This is a genomic window from Streptomyces triticagri, assembly GCF_003429565.1.
Lineage (GTDB): Bacteria > Actinomycetota > Actinomycetes > Streptomycetales > Streptomycetaceae > Streptomyces > Streptomyces triticagri.
Window position 1 is genome coordinate 26,267 of sequence record NZ_QUAK01000068.1, and the last position, 18,229, is coordinate 44,495.

The 18,229-nt window shown below is 72.3% G+C and carries 17 protein-coding genes; 8 read left to right on the forward strand and 9 right to left on the reverse strand.

All coding sequences use genetic code 11. From position 1 onward, the window contains the following. Positions 1-39: 39 nt before the first annotated feature. Positions 40-795, reverse strand: a complete 756-nt coding sequence (locus DY218_RS12395) for an SIS domain-containing protein (RefSeq protein WP_128556029.1) — start codon at positions 793-795, stop codon at positions 40-42. A 289-nt stretch (positions 796-1,084) separates the two neighbouring features. Here DY218_RS12395 and DY218_RS12400 point away from each other — a divergent pair, with 289 nt between their 5' ends. Beyond that, on the forward strand, positions 1,085-1,777 hold the full coding sequence (locus tag DY218_RS12400) for a metal-dependent transcriptional regulator (RefSeq protein WP_128556030.1): 693 nt from the start codon (positions 1,085-1,087) through the stop codon (positions 1,775-1,777). A gap of 612 nt (positions 1,778-2,389) precedes the next feature. Beyond that, on the forward strand, positions 2,390-3,280 hold the full coding sequence (locus tag DY218_RS12405; RefSeq protein ID WP_128556031.1) for an alpha/beta fold hydrolase: 891 nt from the start codon (positions 2,390-2,392) through the stop codon (positions 3,278-3,280). A gap of 378 nt (positions 3,281-3,658) precedes the next feature. Here DY218_RS12405 and DY218_RS12415 read toward each other — a convergent pair whose 3' ends face one another. The 4 genes from DY218_RS12415 to DY218_RS12425 form a co-directional block, all read right to left on the reverse strand. Beyond that, on the reverse strand, positions 3,659-5,290 hold the full coding sequence (locus DY218_RS12415) for a transporter (RefSeq protein WP_128556033.1): 1,632 nt from the start codon (positions 5,288-5,290) through the stop codon (positions 3,659-3,661). Beyond that, complete coding sequence (locus DY218_RS12420; RefSeq protein ID WP_128556034.1) at positions 5,287-6,057, reverse strand: ABC transporter ATP-binding protein; 771 nt, start codon at positions 6,055-6,057, stop codon at positions 5,287-5,289. The genes DY218_RS12415 and DY218_RS12420 overlap by 4 nt, the downstream gene beginning before the upstream one ends. Then, the gene (locus DY218_RS34205; RefSeq protein WP_158574026.1) at positions 6,036-6,191 is read right to left on the reverse strand and encodes a hypothetical protein; all 156 of its coding nucleotides are present in this window, start codon (positions 6,189-6,191) and stop codon (positions 6,036-6,038) included. The genes DY218_RS12420 and DY218_RS34205 overlap by 22 nt, the downstream gene beginning before the upstream one ends. Positions 6,192-6,268: 77 nt before the next feature. Next, positions 6,269-6,952 carry a bifunctional DNA primase/polymerase gene (locus DY218_RS12425; protein ID WP_128556035.1) on the reverse strand — a complete coding sequence of 228 codons (684 nt, stop codon included), beginning with the start codon at positions 6,950-6,952 and terminating at the stop codon, positions 6,269-6,271. A gap of 476 nt (positions 6,953-7,428) precedes the next feature. Here DY218_RS12425 and DY218_RS12430 point away from each other — a divergent pair, with 476 nt between their 5' ends. Then, positions 7,429-8,811, forward strand: a complete 1,383-nt coding sequence (locus tag DY218_RS12430; protein ID WP_128556036.1) for a transcriptional regulator — start codon at positions 7,429-7,431, stop codon at positions 8,809-8,811. Positions 8,812-9,027: 216 nt separating this feature from the next. Next, the gene (locus tag DY218_RS12435; protein WP_128556037.1) at positions 9,028-10,734 is read left to right on the forward strand and encodes a hypothetical protein; all 1,707 of its coding nucleotides are present in this window, start codon (positions 9,028-9,030) and stop codon (positions 10,732-10,734) included. Positions 10,735-10,767: 33 nt separating this feature from the next. Here DY218_RS12435 and DY218_RS12440 read toward each other — a convergent pair whose 3' ends face one another. Continuing rightward, positions 10,768-12,087 carry an ABC transporter substrate-binding protein gene (locus tag DY218_RS12440; RefSeq protein ID WP_128556038.1) on the reverse strand — a complete coding sequence of 440 codons (1,320 nt, stop codon included), beginning with the start codon at positions 12,085-12,087 and terminating at the stop codon, positions 10,768-10,770. A 207-nt stretch (positions 12,088-12,294) separates the two neighbouring features. Here DY218_RS12440 and DY218_RS12445 point away from each other — a divergent pair, with 207 nt between their 5' ends. Further along, positions 12,295-12,741, forward strand: a complete 447-nt coding sequence (locus DY218_RS12445) for an SCO4402 family protein (protein ID WP_199566708.1) — start codon at positions 12,295-12,297, stop codon at positions 12,739-12,741. A 43-nt stretch (positions 12,742-12,784) separates the two neighbouring features. Next, positions 12,785-13,666 carry a formyltetrahydrofolate deformylase gene (gene purU / locus DY218_RS12450; RefSeq protein ID WP_128556040.1) on the forward strand — a complete coding sequence of 294 codons (882 nt, stop codon included), beginning with the start codon at positions 12,785-12,787 and terminating at the stop codon, positions 13,664-13,666. A 21-nt stretch (positions 13,667-13,687) separates the two neighbouring features. On the opposite strand, the gene DY218_RS12455 is transcribed toward purU, so the two are convergent. Both DY218_RS12455 and DY218_RS12460 read right to left on the reverse strand, forming a co-directional pair. After that, the gene (locus tag DY218_RS12455; protein ID WP_128556041.1) at positions 13,688-14,989 is read right to left on the reverse strand and encodes a zf-HC2 domain-containing protein; all 1,302 of its coding nucleotides are present in this window, start codon (positions 14,987-14,989) and stop codon (positions 13,688-13,690) included. Beyond that, positions 14,986-15,558 (reverse strand): sigma-70 family RNA polymerase sigma factor, encoded by a 573-nt coding sequence (locus DY218_RS12460; RefSeq protein ID WP_128556042.1) that lies wholly within the window; start codon positions 15,556-15,558, stop codon positions 14,986-14,988. The genes DY218_RS12455 and DY218_RS12460 overlap by 4 nt, the downstream gene beginning before the upstream one ends. A 310-nt stretch (positions 15,559-15,868) precedes the next feature. On the opposite strand from DY218_RS12460, the gene DY218_RS12465 reads away from it, so the two are divergent. Together DY218_RS12465 and DY218_RS12470 are read left to right on the forward strand one after the other, a co-directional pair. Continuing rightward, entirely contained in the window at positions 15,869-16,243 is a 375-nt protein-coding gene (locus DY218_RS12465; protein WP_128556043.1) for an STAS domain-containing protein, read from the forward strand. Between the two features lie 183 nt (positions 16,244-16,426). Further along, a complete protein-coding gene (locus DY218_RS12470; protein WP_128556044.1) occupies positions 16,427-16,942 on the forward strand; it encodes an EF-hand domain-containing protein in 516 nt (171 codons plus the stop codon). A gap of 108 nt (positions 16,943-17,050) precedes the next feature. On the opposite strand, the gene DY218_RS12475 is transcribed toward DY218_RS12470, so the two are convergent. Continuing rightward, positions 17,051-18,118: a glycoside hydrolase family 5 protein gene (locus tag DY218_RS12475; protein WP_128556045.1), complete on the reverse strand. Its 1,068-nt coding sequence runs from the start codon at positions 18,116-18,118 to the stop codon at positions 17,051-17,053. Between the last annotated feature and the right edge of the window lie 111 nt (positions 18,119-18,229).

Genomic DNA, 18,229 nt, shown 5'->3' on the forward strand with positions numbered 1-18,229 from the left:
GACGACCGAGCGGCCTCCACGCGCGCGTGGAGGCCGTCCTCACTGCCGGTAGAAGATCCGGTCCCCGTAGCGGGCGAAGATCTGGCCGTTCCAGTCGTGGCCGCCGTCCACATTGCCCGAGCGCAGCAGCGGCGGGTCGATGCCGCGGGCCGCGAGGTCGCCGGCCGCGCGGGCCATGACGGCCTGCAGGAGGGCGTTGGTGACGACGCTCGACGCCGGTCCGAAGGGGGCCTCGATGCCGTCCGCGGTGAGCTCCGCGTCCCCGACCGTGATCTTGCTGTCGAGGACGATGTCGCAGTGGTCCTTGAGGAAGGTGCCCGAGGCGTGCCGGGACCTGGTCTCCGTCGCGTACGCCACCGATGTCACGCCGATCACCTTGAGGCCGAGCGCGCGGGCGTTCATGGCCATCTCCACAGGCAGGGCGTTCCGCCCGGACAGGGAGATGATCACCAGGACGTCGCCGGCCTTCGCGGGGCTGGTGTCGAGCACCGCGCCGGCCAGGCCGTCCACCCGCTCGAGGGCGGAGCCGAGGGTCGCGGGCATGACGTCGACACCGACGACGCCGGGCACGGCGAGCAGGTTCATCAGGGCGAGCCCGCCCGCCCGGTACACGATGTCCTGGGCGGCGAGCGAGGAGTGCCCCGCGCCGAAGGCGAAGAGCCGACCGTCCGCCTCGACGGTGTCCGCGATCAGCGCGGCCGCGGCGGCGACGGACTCGGACTCCTCGTCGCGCACCCGCTGGAGCAGGCCGATCGCGGCGTCGAAATACTGGTCCGCCAGCTTGTTCCCGTCCATCGAGCAGGCCCCTTCCGCCATGTGTCGCCGCTCACGTTGCGGTCTGGACCAGTGGCCTGTCAATACGGGCCGCCCGGGCCGGCGGCGTCGCGCGCACGGCGCGGTCCGGCTCGGTCGCGTACCGTTCCCGCATCGGCTTCGGATCGTCCCACGGGCCCGGAATTCCGGGCCTGTGGCGGGTTCTGGGGGATCCCTTCGGCGGGCGGGGCACGGTTGTCGGCGGTATGCGTCAGAATTGAGGCCGGGGCCACCGCACGACGATTTTCTGTCACAGCATCGAGGGGCACGTATGTCCGGACTGATCGACACCACGGAGATGTACCTCCGCACCATCCTCGAGCTCGAAGAGGAAGGTGTGGTCCCCATGCGTGCCCGGATCGCGGAGCGGCTCGATCAGAGCGGCCCGACGGTCAGCCAGACGGTGGCCCGCATGGAGCGCGACGGACTGGTCTCCATCGCCAGCGACCGTCATCTGGAGCTGACCGAGGAGGGCCGCCGTCTGGCCACCCGCGTGATGCGCAAGCACCGGCTCGCAGAGTGTCTGCTGGTCGACGTGATCGGCCTGGAGTGGGAGCAGGTGCACGCCGAGGCCTGCCGCTGGGAGCACGTGATGAGTGAGGCGGTCGAGCGCCGCGTGCTCGATCTGCTCCGCCACCCGACCGAGTCGCCGTACGGGAATCCGATCCCGGGTCTCGAGGAGCTGGGCGAGAAGGCGGAGGCCGATCCCTTCCTGGACGAGGGGATGGTCAGCCTGTCCGACCTGGACGCGGGCGCCGAGGGCAAGACGGTCGTGGTGCGCCGGATCGGCGAGCCGATCCAGACCGACGCCCAGCTGATGTACACGCTGCGCAGGGCCGGCGTGCAGCCCGGCGCGGTCGTCAGCGTCACCGAGTCGCCCGGCGGCGTGCTGGTCGGCAGCAGCGGTGAGGCGGCGGAGCTCGAGTCGGAGATCGCCTCGCACGTGTTCGTCGCCAAGCGCTGACGGACACCGGGCGCAGGCCGGTGCACGGTCCGCGGACCGTGCGTGAAGCGCCGGCCCATCTGGCTCAACTGCCCCTTGTGCAGGGGCACTTGGGGCGGACGACCGAGGGCGCGTACGAAGATTCACTGTGCGGAACGGCAGCGCCCGGACGTTTTGCATGCCACCCTGTCGCGTGAGGCATATGACGTGAGGGCTCTTGACCGCCGGGTGACGGATCGGGATCGGGGAGAGGGGCGGGACATGTGCCACCGCGACGCGCACGCCCGCGGCACACGCCCTGGGGTGACAGAGGGCCCCGGCGCCTCGCGGCGCCGGGGCCTGTCCTCCCCTGTGCTGACCCGGAGCCCCGAGCTCCCAGGGTCAATCCCGTCGGACCGTTTTCCCCGAGCGGCCCGCCTCCCGCAAAAGGTCTCCCCTCGGCCACGCCGATCATTCCTTGAGGGTGGTCACTCGAACGAGGGGTGTTGCCGCCAGAACCACCGTTTTCGAATGCAGGTTCTACAGCGTTTCCCGTACGGCACGGTCGGCTGTACGACTCGGTAGGTCGTGCAGGACAGTCGGTCGTACGGGACGAGCCGGGGCAAGTCGGCCCGCAGAGGGGGTGCCAGGACCATGGTGCGACGCATCGACGTATCGGGGGCAGGGGGCGCACGTCTCGCCGCCTGGGAGTACGCCGACCCTCCGAAGCTCTGGAGTTCCTCCCGGCCGGAGCACCGGGGAGCTCCCGAACCGCCCTCGCCGGGCGTGCTGTTACTCCACGGCCTGATGGGTCGCGCCTCGCACTGGGCGGGCACCGCCCGCTGGCTCGCCGAGCGCCACCGCGCCGTCGCCCTCGACCAGCGCGGCCACGGCCAGAGCGACAAGCCCCCGCAGGGCCCCTACACCCGCGACGCCTACGTCGACGACGCCGAGGCCGCCCTCGTCCAGCTCGGTCTCGCCCCTGCCGTGCTCATCGGCCACTCGATGGGAGCGCTCACCGCCTGGCAGCTCGCCGCCCGCCGTCCCGACCTGGTCAGCGGCCTGATCATCTGCGACATGAAGGCCTCTCCGCTGGGCGCGGCCTCGCAGCGCGAGTGGGCGGACTGGTTCAAGGCCTGGCCGCTGCCCTTCGCGACCCTCGCCGACGTACGCAAGTGGTTCGGCGAGGACGACCCGTGGGTGGAGCGCCCCAACCCGGCCCGCGGCGATTTCTACGCCGAGGTGATGACCGAGTCCGACGACGGCTGGCGCCCGGTGTTCGCCCACGACCAGATGCTGGTCTCCCGCGAGACGTGGGTGTACGACGCGCACTGGGAGGAGCTGGCCCAGGTCCAGTGCCCGGCCCTGGTGGTCCGCGGCCTGGACGGCGAACTCGGCCGCGCGGAGGCCCAGGAGATGGTCCGGGTACTGCCCCGCGGCGAGTACGCGGAGGTCCCCGACGCCGGACATCTGGTGCACTACGACCGGCCGGAGGGCTGGCGCGCGGCGGTCGAGCCGTTCCTGGACGGCGTCCTGACGAGCTGAGCCGCGGCGCGCCGGCAGGGCCCGGCCGCGTCCCTGCCGCCCGCCGGCCCGTGCGGGGAAGTCCTCGGGCAGTGGCTCGCCCCGGATCGTCGGGCCCTGGATCCGGGTGACGAGCGCGCGGACGGCCCACCGCAGGGTGAGCAGTACGGCCCCGACGGCAGGGCGGCCAACGGCACGGCCCGGGCGGCCGGTTGCAGCCGCCGGAACACTCCTGGAACGGGCGGGTGCGCCGCCCGCCACGCGGCCCCACGCTCACAGCCGAGCCCCGTGCGGCGGATCGCCCCGCGGTCCGAACCTGGCTCCCCCGTACGGCAGAAGAGGGCTACGACCTGGGGACGACCGCCGGAGCACCCCACCGAGCGGGCACCCGCCGGACCGTCACCCCTTGCTGACCGCCGCCAGGATCTCCGGCAGTCGGTTCGCCGTGCGCGGAGCGGCCAGGCGCAGGCCGCCGAGGGTGACGAGCCAGCCGTAGGCCGTGCCGATCGGGAGGAGCAGCCACAGCCAGTCGTGCGCGCCCGAGAGATGCATCCAGATCGTCAGGGCGAGCAGCGGCGCGCAGATCACCGCCGCCGCGAGCATCCCGCCGAAGATCGAGATCCAGGCGAGGCCGGCCTGCCCGGGCGCGACGTTCTTGTGCCCCTCCTGCGGGATCGAGTACGCATAGCTCGCCGAGGCCCAGGCACCGGTCGCGAGCATCGCACCGAGCAGCGCGAAGGACAGCCCGAAGGTCTCCGGCAGCGCCCCCCAGTCGCCGATCATGCCCGTGGTCAGGAGTGTGACGAGGGCCGCGTACGGCAGCGTGACGACCAGCAACGCCAGGGCGCGGGCGCGCAGTTCGAGATAGGCGTCCCGGGGCGAGGAGATCGTCATGGCGACCATCCAGAAGGCCGAGGTGTCCTGGCCGAACTGGTTGTACATCTGGGTGCCGAGCATGCCCGCCGCGAAGCAGGCGAAGTACACCGAGCCGGTGCCCTGCAGGGCGTTGAACACCGGCACGATCAGGCCGATCGCGAGCGAGGTCACCCACGCCGCCTTGGTCTTGGGGTCCCGCCAGACGTAGCGCAGGGTGCGCTCCATCGCCGTGCCGGTGCGGCCCGCGGGCAGCAGCCGGGACAGGCCCGTGGAGCGCTCCTTGTCGGCGCTCTGCTCGGCGGCGGCGAGCGTCGAACCGTCCGGCATGGTCATCAGGCGGGTCAGGCTCCGCTGCCACCACCACAGCAGGGCGCCGAGGGCCAGTGCGGACAGGGCGAGTTGGGCGAGCGCCACCGGGTAGGCGCCGTCGCCCGCCGAGTCGACCGCGGCGATCGAGGAGGCGGGCGGGATCCAGCGCACCACGTCGGCGTACGGTTCGAGGGGCTCGAGGCCGCCGGCCCGCCCGAGCCGCTGGGCGCCGAAGTTCACCACCTGCGCGCCGACCGCGATGATCAGTCCGCTCAGTACGGCCAGGTCGCGGCCCTTGCGGCTGGTCAGCAGGCGGGTGTTGGCGGCGGCCACGGCACGGGCGAGCGCCACGCACACCAGGATCGTGAGCACCCCGGCGAACACCCCGACGACCACGGCCGCCGCGCCGTGCGCGACGGCGATCACCGAGCCGAGCACGAGACAGAGCGTGAACAGCGGGCCGATGCCCACGAGCGACGCCGCGAGCAGCGCGCCGACCAGCGGCTTCGCCCGCAGCGGCAGCATCACCAGACGGGTCGGGTCGAGGGTCTCGTCGCCGCTCGGGAAGAACAGCGGCATCACGGCCCAGCCGAGCGCGAGGACCGCCGTGAGCAGCACCACGACGGTCGCCGCGTGCTCATGGCCGCGCAGCAGCAGCAGGCCGAGCAGCTGGAGCGCCGCGAAGAGCAGCGAGAAGACCATCGAGGCGATGTACGCGGCCCGCCGGCCGGCCGACTGGCGCAGCCCGTTGCGCAGCAGGGACAGCTTCAGGCGGACCATCACGGGCGTCAGGGCGGCCGTGGTGTTCGGCGGGGCGGTGGGCTTGACCGGGGTCGTGGTGCTCATCGGGCGCCGCCCCCGAGCCAGTCCAGGGAGCTGCCGTCCTGGAGCCCGCCCGCGCCGACCAGTTCGAGGAACGCGTCCTGCAGCGAGGTGGCGTCACCGCGCACCTCCTCGAGGGTGCCCTGTGCGCGGATGCGTCCGGCGGCCATCACCGCGACCCAGTCGCACAGCGACTCCACCAGCTCCATCACATGGCTGGAGAAGACCACCGTCGCGCCGGAGGCGGTGTACCGCTCGAGCACGACCCGGATGGTCTGCGCGGAGACCGGGTCCACGCCCTCGAACGGCTCGTCCAGGAACAGCACTTCGGGATTGTGCAGCAGCGCGGACGCAAGGCCGATCTTCTTGCGCATACCGGTCGAGTAGTCGACGACGAGCTTGTGCTGGGAGCCCGCCAGGTCGAGTACGTCCAGGAGCTGGGTGGCCCGCTTGTCCACCTCCTCGCCCGGCAGGCCGCGCAACCGGCCGGTGTACTCGAGGAGTTCACGCCCCGAGAGCCGCTCGAAGAGCCGCAGGCCCTCGGGCAGTACGCCGATCCTGGCCTTCACCTCGGCCGGATCGCGCCACACGTCGTGGCCGACCACGTGGACGCTGCCCTGGTCCGGCCTGAGCAGGCCGGTGACCATGGACAGGGTGGTCGTCTTGCCCGCGCCGTTCGGCCCGACGAGGCCGATGAACTTGCCCGCCGGCAGGACCAGATCGATCCCGGACACGGCGATCTGCTCGCCGAAGCGTTTCCACAGGCCCTCTACGCGTACTGCCTCGTCCACCGGTGCTTCCCTCCGAACCCACGCCCCGAACCCGCGTCCCGTACGCGTGGCCTGCTGACGATCACGGTGCTGTCGAACACGGTCCTGTCGATCACGACGCCGTCGGCCGCGACGCAGTCGATCACCATGCTCATGGTCACGATACGGACCGGAGGGCTTTTCGCGCGCACGTTCTACGGGGCGAGGGGCCCGGAGGGCGGATGCGCCGGCTTCAGCGCCGCTCGCGGGCGCAGGCGTACGCGAGCGGGCTGATCAGTTCGTCGGCGTCCGGCAGCCAGCGGTTGGCCGCGGTCGGCCGGCAGGCCCACTGGACGGCGCCGCCGCGGCCGAAGCGGGTGGGCGGCGCGGCGATCCAGTCGCCCTCACCGAGCGGGCGCAGATCGAGCTTGGCGGGCGGCCAGCCGAGCTTGCGCACCAGGTCCGGGACCTGCGCCGCGGTGCCGGGCAGCGCCAGGAACTGCATCCGGCGATCGGGGGTGACGGTGACCGGGCCGAGGGTGAGCTCCATCCGCTCCATCCGGGCCAGGGCCAGGAAGCCGGCCGTCTCGGGGACGTCGATCGCGTCGAAGGTGCGCCCGGTCGGCAGCAGGATCGAGGCCCCCGGCTGCTTCGTCCACAGCCGGCGCACCGCGCGGGCGCTGCCGGTCGCCTGCGCCGCCCAGTCGTCGCGCGCGGGGTGCGCGCCGGGGCGTGCGCAGCCGGTGTCCCCGCAGGAGCAGCGCACCGCCCCGGCGTCGTCCTCGACGGGCGACAGGCTGGTGCCGGGGAACACGTCCCAGTGCCGCTCCTCGGCGTACCGCACGGCATGGTCGGTGAGTTGACCGCCGTCGGTCAGTCGCTCCCCGCGCTGCTGGGGGATCTGGCCGGCTCCGGTGACTTCGATCGTCTCTTCCACGCACCACTCAACTTCCGCCGCAGATCCGGGTTACGGCCGCCGAGCGCCCGCCCTGCGCGCTGGTCGGGCGCATCGATTCTGCACGGGGGTGTGTCCGCAAAGTCCCGCACGGCACTCACGGCGCCCGGCACGCACTCTCGCCGCACCGGCCGAAAGCCCAAGTACGGTCCAGTACGAGGACTTCCGGCCGGCACGCCGAGAGCACGCACCGGACACCGCGAGCACCGCACGGGACTTTGCGGACACACCCTGGGGCGCATGGGTGCATGTCCGGGGGCGCGCAGCACGATCCGCTCCTGCGTTGGGTAGCCGAACGGGAGGAAACGCCGCAGTCCGGAGGGTTTCGGCAGGCCCGTCGCACTGCGTGGATTCCGTGCACATCTCGCATGTCTGGTTATGTCCCGCATCTTCCGTTTGCCGGCGGGGCATTGATCATCGGGGATGTTGTCTCTCGGCGCACACCAGGGGGTTACGCCATGGCCGCAAGGCCTCTCGTCGCGCGACAGCCGAACGAACGGCTGCAGTCGCTCATCCAGGAAGCCGGCTGCTCCAACGCCGGACTCGCCCGCCGGGTCAATCTCTGCGGCGCGGAGCACGGCCTCGACCTTCGCTACGACAAGACGTCCGTCGCCCGCTGGCTGCGCGGCCAGCAGCCGCGCGGCCGGGCGCCCGCGGTGATCGCCGAGGCGATCGGCCGCAAGCTGGGCCGCACCGTCACCATCGACGAGATCGGCATGGCCAACGGCAAGAATCTGGCCTCCGGAGTCGGCCTGCAGTTCTCGCCGACCGTGCTCGGTGCGATGGAGCAGGTCTGCGAGCTGTGGCGCAGCGACGTCGGCCGCCGCGACTTCCTCGCCGGATCCTCGGTCGCCGCGTCCGCGCTCGTCGAGCCGAGCCGCGACTGGCTGATCACCGCCACCGACGCCCATGTCGCCCGGTCCGCCGGCCCGCGCGTCGGCCCGTCCGACGTGGCCGCGGTGCGCGCGATGACCGACTCGCTGGTACGCCTGGACCACCAGTACGGCAGCGGGCACGTACGGCCCGTGGTGGTGCACTACCTCAACTCGGTGGTGTCGGGTCTGCTCGCCGGGTCGTACCGGGAGGCGGTCGGGCGTGAACTCTTCGGCGCGGTGGCCCGGTTGACCGAGGTCGCCGGCTACATGGCGGTGGACACCGGGCAGCCCGGGCTCGCCCAGCGCTACTACATCCAGGCCCTCCGGCTCGCCCAGGCCGCCGGCGACCGCGGCTACGGCGGATACGTACTGGCGGCGTCCATGAGCCACTTGGCCGCTCAGCTCGGCAATCCTCGGGAGATCTCCCAGCTCGCGCGGGCCGCGCAGGAGGGCGCACGCGGGCGCGTCACACCGCGTACCGAGGCGATGTTCTACGCGGCCGAGGCGCGCGGGCACGCCCTGCTGGGGGACGGGCGCTCGGCGCAGTCGGTGGCGTCGCGCGCGCAGAGCGCGATGGAGCGGGCGACGGCGCACTCCGGGGACGACCCGGTGTGGATCGCGCACTTCGACGAGGCCTATCTGGCCGACGAGTTGGCGCACTGCCACCGCGATCTGGGACGGCCGGAGGAATCGGCGCGGGCGGCCCGCGAGTCGCTCGAGGGCCATCCGGAGGGCCGTGCCAGGCGGCGGGCGATCGGTCTTCTGCTGCTCGCCACCGCCGAGTTGGAGCAGCGGGAGGTGGAGCAGGCCTGCCACACCGGGACGCGGGCCGTGGAGCTCCTGGCCACGCTGCGCTCCAACCGCGGCGCCGAGTATCTGGACGACTTCCGCGCGCGGCTCGAACCGTACGCCCGGACGCCCGCGGTACGGGACTTCGGCGCCCGGGTCGACGCGCGGGCGGCCTGAGCCACCTGCGCTTCCACGGCGTGAGCCAGCTCATGCGCGAGCTGCGTCACAGTGTCCGGATCGGCTCCGTCGCTGCTGGGGACGGCCTTAATCAGCGTACGGGGCACGGGTCTTGTTACTGCGGTGCCAGGGGGCCGCTGCTGCGTGGAAAGGGGGCTCGGGGACCCGGTAGCGTGAAGCGACGATTGCGAAGGTCCCCCAGGTGTAGGAGTACCGGTGACGCAGAGCGGACAGGGCGAGGAGCCGCAGTATCCCGCGGCACGGCCCGCGCACGAGGGCGTCGTGCTGCCCGCGGACGGCGGGGAGCCCCTCATATCCGGCGGCCTTCCGGACCAGACCGTACCGGCCGGTGGACTGCCCTGGGGGCAGCCGTGGGGACCGGGTCAGGACGGTGCGGGGGCCGGGGGGCCCGGACAGGGCGGCTACGGCGACGGCTCGTACGGCGACGGGTCCCAGGAGGGCCCTTCGTACGGCGACGGGTCCCAGGGCGGCCCGTCGTACGGCGACCCGTCTCCGGGTGACGCGCCCTACGGTGGCCCCGCCCCGTACGCCGAGGGCTCCGCCGCGTGGGCGCAGCAGCCCGGGGCGACTCCCGCGAGCCCGGCCGGTTCGCCGCCGGCCGGAGTCGACGAGGGGGCCACGCAGTACATCCCGCCGGTCCCAGCCGATCCCGGCGCCGCCGACGAGGGCGCGACCCAACTCATTCCGCCTGTACCGGGACAGAACGGCCCTCCCGGACCGATGCCGGGGACCGACGCCGCGGCGGCAGGCCCCGGCTTCCCACCCGCCCAGGGCGCGCACGCCGCGCCGTCACCCGGCGCCCACGCGGCCCCGACCGCCCCCTCGGGTCCGCCCGCGTACGCCCCGCAGGACCCGGCTCCCGGCCTCCCCGGCGCCCTGCCGCCCGAGCAGCCCGTGGACGCCACCCAGTTCCTCGGCCGCAGGTCCGACGTACCGCAGCAGGCGCCGCCGGCGCACCGCGCCCCGCAGCCGTCCGCGGCCGCCGGCGCCGACCCCGACGTCGAGGCCACCCAGTACATCGCCCCCGTCCCCGCGCAGCCGACCGGTGCCCCGTACGGCATCCGGCCCGGGGCGCCGGGCGACCGGCAGCCGCCGCCCGAGTTCGACAGCCTCTTCCGCAACGAGCCGGCCCCGGGCGGCGACGGCACCGACTCGACGCAGCAGATGCCCCGCTTCGAGGCCCCGGCGCCGCACCGGTCCCCGGACCCGGGCGGTGAGCCGCCGCGCGGCCGCGCAGCGAACCGCCGCGCCGCCTCCGAGGGCTCCTCGAGCACCGGATCCAAGGTCCCGATGCTGGCCGCGATCGGCGTCGCCATCGCGCTCGTCGGCCTCGGCGCGGGCGTCCTGATCAACATGGCCGGAGGCGACGACAGCTCCGACGAACCGCGCACCGTCGCCGCGACCGACCCGACGAAGAAGTCCGAGCCCAGCCCGTCGCCGACGGCCGACCCCGCCAAGGAGCAGGCCGAGCAGCTCGACAAGCTCCTCGAGGACAGCAACAACAGCCGGGCCGCGGTGATCCGCTCCGTCGAGCTCATCAAGTCCTGCAAGAACCTGCCGCAGGCCGCCCGCGACCTGCGCGGCGCCGCCCGCCAGCGCACCAGCCTGGTCACCCGCCTCGCCGAGCTGAAGGTCGACAAGATCCCGGACAACGCGCGGCTGACCGCCTCCCTCAACCGCGCCTGGAAGGCCTCCGCATCGGCGGACAACCACTACGCGGCCTGGGCCGGCGAGACCTGCAAGGGCAAGGGCAAGAACAAGAAGGCCGGCCAGACCCCGCACAAGCGCTCCGGCGACCGCCAGAGCGGCGTCGCCTCCGCGGCGAAGAAGCAGGCCGTCGGCATCTGGAACCCGCTGGCCACGAAGTACCAGCTCACCCAGCGCCAGCCCGTCGACCTCTGACCGGCCACGGCGGACCGGGCCGGGGCGGCCGGATCAGATCCGGCTGTCCTCCAGCTCCGAGGACACGTCGACGGCCTTCTTGCGGGCCGCGACCAGGCGCCCGTCGCGGACCACCTGGAAGGTCACGTGCGCATTGACCAGGCGCGGGAACTCGCGCGCCGCGATGGTGTCCTCGAAGCGCCAGCGCAGCGGCGGGGTGAGCCCGCCCGTGGTGGCCTTCACGCCCGAGTTGAGCGCACGGCTGATCGTGCGCGCGGTCACCTCGTCGTCGAGCGACTCGACGACCTGCCGCAGTACGGAGTACGCGATCCAGGTCGTCTGCACCGCGGCCGACGCCGGATCGATCCGGTTGTCGTCGAAGGCGTGCTTGCGGATCACCTCGCGCATCGGGTCCCAGCGCTTGTCGTCGGCCGCCGGGTACCAGCCGGTGACATAAGCCCCCTCGTACGGGCCGGCCTTGCCGCCGGAGCGGTCCACCAGGGACTGGTCCACGCTGCCGAGCACCGAGGAGATCCGCACCTGCTGATAGTCCTCCCTGGCCCGGCGGAACGAGTCGAAGAACGTGTCCGTACGGTCCCCGAGCGCGGCCGTGACGCAGCCGGAGCGGGAACGCTCAGCCGCGCCCGCCTGACCCAGCTCGGCCACGAGCGCCGGGTTCGCGCCCGCCTGGTTCAGCGCCTCCTCGGCCTTGGAGGTGAACTCCGTGGCGTCCTCGGCGGCGCGGATGTCGGCGACCTCCGCGCCGTTGCCCGCCGCCAGGCCCGACTCCATGATCCTTGGCAGGTCGTCGCCGGCGACGGTGTCCGGGCGTACCAGCGAGACCCGGTCGCAGGCCTTGGCGAGCTGCCGGCCGTTGCCCGCCATCAGGGCGACCAGACCGCCGTTGACCGGATACGACTGGGAGCTGGTGAACTCCTCGTTGGTGAGCCCGAATCCGCCGATGTAGGGGATGCCGGCCGCCTCCAGCGGGGACAGGAAGGAACGCGCGTGCTGGCTGTAGGAGCCGACGACGGCGACCACGTCCTCCTTGACGGCGCGGCGCGCGCAGTCGCCGGCGCCGGCGGCGTCGTTGTGCTCGTTGCAGGTGACGACCTCGAGGTCGCGGCCGTCCAGGCCGCCGTTCGCATTGACCCAGCGCGCGTACGCCTGGGCCATCGCCGGGACGCCCGGCACATTGGTCGCCCGGGTCTTCTCCGGGGCCCAGGTCATCACCACCACGGGCTCCCCGGAGCCCCCCGCAGCCCCAGGGAGCACGCCGCAGCCGCTCAGTGACGTCGCACACACCGCGAGGGCCGCGCCGAGCGCGACGCTGACGAAGGGGCGAGTGGACTTGGTGCGTCGCCGAGCGGTCATGAACCTGCACGATTCCGCCCCACTCCTAACCTCCGAGTGACCCCGCCTCAACGCCCGGTGACGCACAGGTGAATAGCGGGAGCCGCCGAGCCGGCCCCCGACGACCCCGGGCCGACCCGCACCGGGCGGTCGCGAAGCGGAAACGTACGATCGGCAACCGTGCAAAGCTCGGACAACTCTTCCCGTCGCGGCCGTCGCTCCTCCACCATGGGCGGCATGGCTCTCAACGACATGCCGTGGTGGCGCTGGCGCAGCAATGTGCGCTCGGCCCTGCACATGCTGTCCGACCCCGTCTTCCAGCAGGAGTGCTGGCTGGCCGGACGCGAGGAGTACGGGGACGTCACCGACGCCGTGTACCGCCTGGTCGAGGACACCTGGCTGGACAACTGGTCCGCGGAGAAATACGTCGGCACGATCTTCCGCGACGCGTCGGAGGCGTCCCTGGTCGATGTCGCCGTCCTCAGGGTGCTGCGCATCATGCACGAGGTCGGCCCCGACGCCCCGGTCTCCGCGTATCTGGAGCACCAGGGCTGGCCGGAGGCGGTCCGGGCGGCCCGCGAGGCGCATGTGGCGCTCGCCGCGGGTGACGGCGAGGATCCGGACTCGCCGCCGAAGACGCTCGAGGTGCTCCGCATCCTGACCCGCTCGGCCTGACGGCCCGAGCACCCGCGGCCGGGCGTGTGCGATCCTTCCGCACATGAATGCGCAGCCCGTGCCGGCCCCCGAGCAGTCCGACCAGTACGTCCTCACGCTGTCCTGCCCCGACAAGCAGGGCATCGTGCACGCCGTCTCGAGCTATCTGTTCATGACCGGCTGCAACATCGAGGACAGCCAGCAGTTCGGGGACCACGACACCGGTCTGTTCTTCATGCGCGTGCACTTCTCGGCGGAGCCGCCGGTCACCGTGGAGAAGCTGCGGGCCAGCTTCGCCGCGGTGGGCGACTCGTTCCGGATGGACTGGCAGATCCACCGGCCCGACGAGAAGATGCGCATCGTCCTGATGGTGTCCAAGTTCGGCCACTGCCTGAACGACCTGCTGTTCCGCGCCCGCACCGGCGCGCTGCCGGTGGAGATCGCCGCGGTCGTGTCCAACCACACGGACTTCGCCGAGCTGGTCGCCTCGTACGACATCCCCTTCCACCACATCCCGGTGACGAAGGAGAACAAGGCCGAGGCCGAGGCACAGGTGCTCGAGCTTGTGCGGGTCGAGCGGGTGGAGCTCGTGGTGCTCGCCCGGTACATGCAGGTGCTCTCGGACGATCTGTGCAAGCAGCTGAGCGGCCGGATCATCAACATCCACCACTCGTTCCTGCCGAGCTTCAAGGGCGCCAAGCCGTACCACCAGGCGCACGCCCGTGGCGTGAAGCTGATCGGCGCCACCGCGCACTATGTGACCGCGGACCTCGACGAGGGCCCGATCATCGAGCAGGAGGTCGAGCGGGTCGGCCACGAGGTCACGCCGGCGCAGCTGGTGGCGATCGGCCGCGACGTCGAGTGCCAGGCACTCGCCCGTGCGGTGAAGTGGCACGCGGAGCACCGCATCCTGCTCAACGGCCGCCGCACGGTCGTCTTCACCTGAGACGGCCGACGGCGGAACGCCTCACATCCGGCTGAGCGAGGCCGCCGCGGCCAGCACGTCGTGGATCGCCTCGCGGTCGCCGTCCTGGCCAGCGGCCGCCTCCTCGGGCGGTATGTGCCCCGCGGCCAGCTGGCAGAACTCGTCGCTGTCCAGGGCGACATGGGCCACCGCACGCTCCGGCGAGGCCAGCGCACCCGGCGAGTCGAGGGCGATGTACCACTCGCCGCCGCCGCTTCCCTCCACTTCGAGCAGCAGACTGCGCCCCGGCGTACCGGCCTCGGTGAGCCCGCTCGCAGGGGTGGCGAAGCCGCTCCTGCGCCGCTCGGCGAGCGCCGCGGGCAGCAGCCGCGCCGCCAGGTCGATCATGCGGTGCAGATGCCGCGGCGCGGGCGGCTTGTACGGGTAGTCCACGGCGTCCGCGATGTCGCCCGCGTGGATCCAGGTCTCGAAGGCCCGGTCCACCAGGGCGTCCCGCAGCGGCAGTTCGAACGTCCCGTACTGCACGGGGACCTCCGCGCTGGTCGCGCCGGCGATCGACAGGGTCCGTACGATCGCGTGGCTCTGCCGGCGCCAGGGCCGCCGTACGGAACGGGTCGGCGGGAACCGGGAGCCGCGCCAGTACTTCTCGGTGCGGTCGGTCGGCTTGCGGCTCTTCGGGGCCATCACGCCGAGCGGGTCCTCGAGGCCGATCGCCATCGCCGCGAGGCCGTCCACGGTGAGCAGGTGCGCGATGGTGCCGGCCACGGTCGTACGGCGGTGGTGCCCGGTGTCGCCCTCGTACCAGCGCAGACGTACCGGGGCGTGCCACTCGGAGTCGCCCATGTCGCGCAGCAGCGCGTCGAGCCGGGCGGTCTCCGCGTCGTAGGCACCGGCCCATTCCGGTACGGGGATACGGGGCGGTCTGCGGTCGAGACAGCCGGCCAGGACGCGGCTGCGCAGACCCGGGTCGAGGTCGAGGCTCTCCTCCGGGTGCAACAGGCCGACGGCGTCGCGCAGCCGCAGCGCTTCCTCGGCGCACGGGGTGCAGCCGTCGAGGTGCAGCTCGACGGCCTTCGCCTCCTCGGGCGAGCAGGCGGCGAGCGCCCAGGCGCCGAGCAGCGACTTCAGGACGGTGTGTTCGAGCTGCGGTGGGATCACTGGCGGCGGTGGGGGTGGGGTCGGCTCCGGAGGAGCGGCGGGCGGCGGCGCCGGCGGCAGCGGCCCGCCGGTGTCCTCGACGGAGCTGCGGGGCGGGGGTATGCGCGGGCTGCCCCGGGTCTCACCGGGGCTGTCGCCGGCCGGGTCGTCGGGCTCCTCCGGCGGCAGGGAGTGGTCGTCGCTCACAGCGCTCTCCGCGGGCGGTGGTGCAGGGCGCGCTGGTCGTTGGCCGTGGACAGGAGCTGCAGGCCGAGCCGGAGCCGGCGCCGCGCCTCGTCCTCGGTGACGCCGAGGTCGGCGGCCGTCTGGCGGTAGTCGCGGCGCTGGAAGTACGCCAGCTCGAGGGCGGCCCGCAGCGGTGCGGGCATGGACGTCACGATGTAGTCGGCGCGGGCCGCGACGGACGCCTGGCGCACCTTGCGCTCGAGGTCCTCGGCGGTGCCGGCGCCGCTGCGGGCGAGCGCGGCGGTCTCGGTCTGCCGCAGCCGCTGCACGGCGTGCTGGTGCGCGAGACCGGCTATCCAGGACCGCAGGGGACCCTGGCCCGGGTCGTAACTCTCCGGGTTCTCCCAGATGTGGGCGAAGACCTCGCGGGTGACGCGGTCGGCGTCCGAGTCGTCGTCGAGCACGCGGTGGGCCAGGCCGTGCACGAGCGTCGCGAAGCGGTCGTACAGCTCACCGAGGGCGGCTGCCTCCCCGCGGGCCAGGCGCTGCTGCATCCTGCGGTCCCAGCGAGGTGGTGCGTCCTTCGCCATATGACTCCCTCCCTCACCAACGAATGTAATCGGAACGGATGGCGTTGCATGCCCCTTTACTGCAATGCATGGCGCCGCCGCGGCTGCGGATGGTAAGGCATCGGTCACGCAGGGCGGCACCGGTCGCCGAGGGCGGGCGGGTCGTGTCCGGTCACGGGGTTCGTGTTTCATGGGGGAGTGGCGGGGCAGCCGCGGAAGTAGCAAACGAAGGGAAGGCTTCCGCATCCATCGAGGTTGTGTGCGAACAAGCAGGTGAAAGTGGCAGGGAGCGGAAGGACGGCTTCCTGACCGGTCGAGCGAGAGGCGTGGTGTGGCGCTCAGGGTGAACGAGGGGGATCAGGACGGCTGGGCCGTCATCCAGGTACGCGGCGAGATGGACCTGGTGACCTCACCCGTGCTGCGTCAGCGCGTCCACGAAGCGGTCGCCGACGGCCGGCGCCGTCTGGTGCTCGATCTCTCCGAGGTGCTGTTCTGCGACTCAAGCGGCGTGGGCGTACTGATCGCCACGCGCCGGCTGATCCGTTCCTGCCAGGGCGAGTTGAGGCTCATCCTCCCCGCCCGCGGAGCGGAGGACGGCTCGCACGTGAACCGTGTCCTGGCCGCCCTCGGCGTCCGGCGGCTCTTCTCGGTGTACGCGGACGTGGACACGGCGGTCCTGGACTCCGTACCGCCGCTGTCGGCATAGTTCCCGCCCCCCGTCCCCCGTCCCCCGTCTCCCGTCCCCCGCTTCCCGCTGGTTGCGATTGCGTCGCGGAATTCTGCGGTCTTGCTACAAGACCGCCGCTGTGGCGCGGTGCGCCCGCCGGCTCCACGTACGCTCCTTCCTTGAGACGCATCCACACCCCACCTGATCTGTGAGGCAGCCGAAATGGACAGCGCAGAGTACGAGCGCAAGATTGCCGCCCGCTTCGCATCCTTCGACCAGGACGGCAACGGCTACATCGACCGCGAGGACTTCAGCGCCGCGGCGAAGGCGTTGCTCGCCGAGTTCGGTACGACGGCCCGCAGCGACAAGGGCCAGGCGCTGTACATCGGGGCGGAGGCGTTCTGGCAGGGCATGGCGGGCATCGCCGATGTCGACGGCGACCAGCGGGTGACCCGCGAGGAGTTCGTCACCGGCGCGGTGAAGCGGCTGCGCGACAGCCCCGACCGGTTCGGTGAGATCGCCCGCCCGTTCCTGCGCGCGGTGATCGCGGTGGCGGACGAGGACGGCGAAGGCGCGACGCCGCAGGCCGCCGCCCGGGTGCTGCGGGTGCTCGGTGTCGACGCCGAACTCGCGGAATCGGCGGGCGCCGCGCTCGACGCCGACGGCGACGGGCGGATCTCCGAGGACGAGATCCTCACCGCCTTCGCCGCGTACTTCACGACGCCGGAGCCGGAGTAGCGGACACCGGCGGACGCGAAGGGGAGTGCACCTGCGAAGGTGCACCCCCCCTTCTTCTTCTGTTGTGCTTCTGTGCGTTCGTGGGGTGGTGCGTCCGTGCCGGCGTGCTCAGCTCTGGATCCGCTCCCGGATCCAGACGCCCGCCTCCTTGAGCACATCCGTGCCGGCCCACTGGTCACCGGAGCAGGTGCCCGGCTTGAAGACCGCCCCGGAGCGGTCGTCGTCGGAGTAGTTCCAGTTGGTCCAGGAGATGCCCTTCTGCTCCATCAGATCGAGGTACCGCTGCGCCATGGCGAAGTCGTTGCCGCCCTCGCCCGCCGAGTTCTGCGTCCCGAACTCCGTGACGAAGACGGGGAGTTGATCGGCCGCGCGGGAGAGCGTCTGCAGGTACGCGTCGTCGTGCGAGGCCGCGTAGAAGTGGAAGGTGTACATGATGTTGTCGGCGTCGACCGGATTGTCGACGACCTCCTGCTCGCTCCCGCCCTCGGACTCGCCGAACGACGACCAGGCGCGGGTGCCGACCAGCGCCACACCGTCCGGGTCGTGCTCGCGGATCACCGGGATGACCTCCTCGGCGTACGACTTGATGTCCGCCCAGGAGACGCCGTTGGGCTCGTTGGCGATCTCGTAGAGGACCCCCGGCTCGTCCGCGTACTTCGAGGCCATGTCCGTGAAGAAGCGCTTCGCCAGCTCGGTGTTGGCGTTCGGGTCGCCGGGAGTGAGCTGGTGCCAGTCGATGATCGCGTACATGCCGCGGGCGAGGGCCTGGTCGACGACGCGCTGGGCGATCTGCGTGAACCGCTCGGGGTCGGACTCGTATCCGCCCTCCTGGACGTACGTCGACACGCGCAGGACGTCCGCGCCCCAGTCCTGTGCGAGGGCGTCGAGCGAGCCGTCGGTGAGGCACTGCTCGTACCACTGCGTGCCGTGCGAGCTCATGCCCTTGAGCTGCACCGCCTTGCCCTGGGCATTGCACAGGTTCTGTCCGCAGACGCCGAGTTCGCCGTTCCGGGCCACGGCGGAGCCGGCCGGTGCGGTCACCTCCGCCGCGGCGGAGGTGCGGTCCTCCTCGGCGCCGGCGCTGAACGGCGCGGTGAGGGCGAACAGGAGGGCGACCGCGGCGCCGACGGACACGGCGCCGGCGCGCCGCCGGCGGGTGGGGGAGTGCTCGACCATGGGGATGTGCCTCCTGATCAACGTCAGTGTGAGTGGGGGGAGTTGAGGCAACGCAACGGGACACCTGCGGGGATCCCGTTGCGTGTGGGTCGCGCTGTTCTTTGGGGGTGG

Excerpts from the sequence above, each read along its gene's own strand:
- DY218_RS12395 (WP_128556029.1), bottom strand. The coding sequence starts at position 795 with ATGGACGGGAACAAGCTGGCGGACCAGTATTTCGACGCCGCGATCGGC.
- DY218_RS12400 (WP_128556030.1), top strand. The coding sequence starts at position 1,085 with ATGTCCGGACTGATCGACACCACGGAGATGTACCTCCGCACCATCCTC.
- DY218_RS12405 (WP_128556031.1), top strand. The coding sequence starts at position 2,390 with ATGGTGCGACGCATCGACGTATCGGGGGCAGGGGGCGCACGTCTCGCC.
- DY218_RS12415 (WP_128556033.1), bottom strand. The coding sequence starts at position 5,290 with ATGAGCACCACGACCCCGGTCAAGCCCACCGCCCCGCCGAACACCACG.
- DY218_RS34205 (WP_158574026.1), bottom strand. The coding sequence starts at position 6,191 with ATGAGCATGGTGATCGACTGCGTCGCGGCCGACGGCGTCGTGATCGAC.
- DY218_RS12430 (WP_128556036.1), top strand. The coding sequence starts at position 7,429 with ATGGCCGCAAGGCCTCTCGTCGCGCGACAGCCGAACGAACGGCTGCAG.
- DY218_RS12440 (WP_128556038.1), bottom strand. The coding sequence starts at position 12,087 with ATGACCGCTCGGCGACGCACCAAGTCCACTCGCCCCTTCGTCAGCGTC.
- DY218_RS12445 (WP_199566708.1), top strand. The coding sequence starts at position 12,295 with ATGGGCGGCATGGCTCTCAACGACATGCCGTGGTGGCGCTGGCGCAGC.
- purU (WP_128556040.1), top strand. The coding sequence starts at position 12,785 with ATGAATGCGCAGCCCGTGCCGGCCCCCGAGCAGTCCGACCAGTACGTC.
- DY218_RS12460 (WP_128556042.1), bottom strand. The coding sequence starts at position 15,558 with ATGGCGAAGGACGCACCACCTCGCTGGGACCGCAGGATGCAGCAGCGC.
- DY218_RS12470 (WP_128556044.1), top strand. The coding sequence starts at position 16,427 with ATGGACAGCGCAGAGTACGAGCGCAAGATTGCCGCCCGCTTCGCATCC.
- DY218_RS12475 (WP_128556045.1), bottom strand. The coding sequence starts at position 18,118 with ATGGTCGAGCACTCCCCCACCCGCCGGCGGCGCGCCGGCGCCGTGTCC.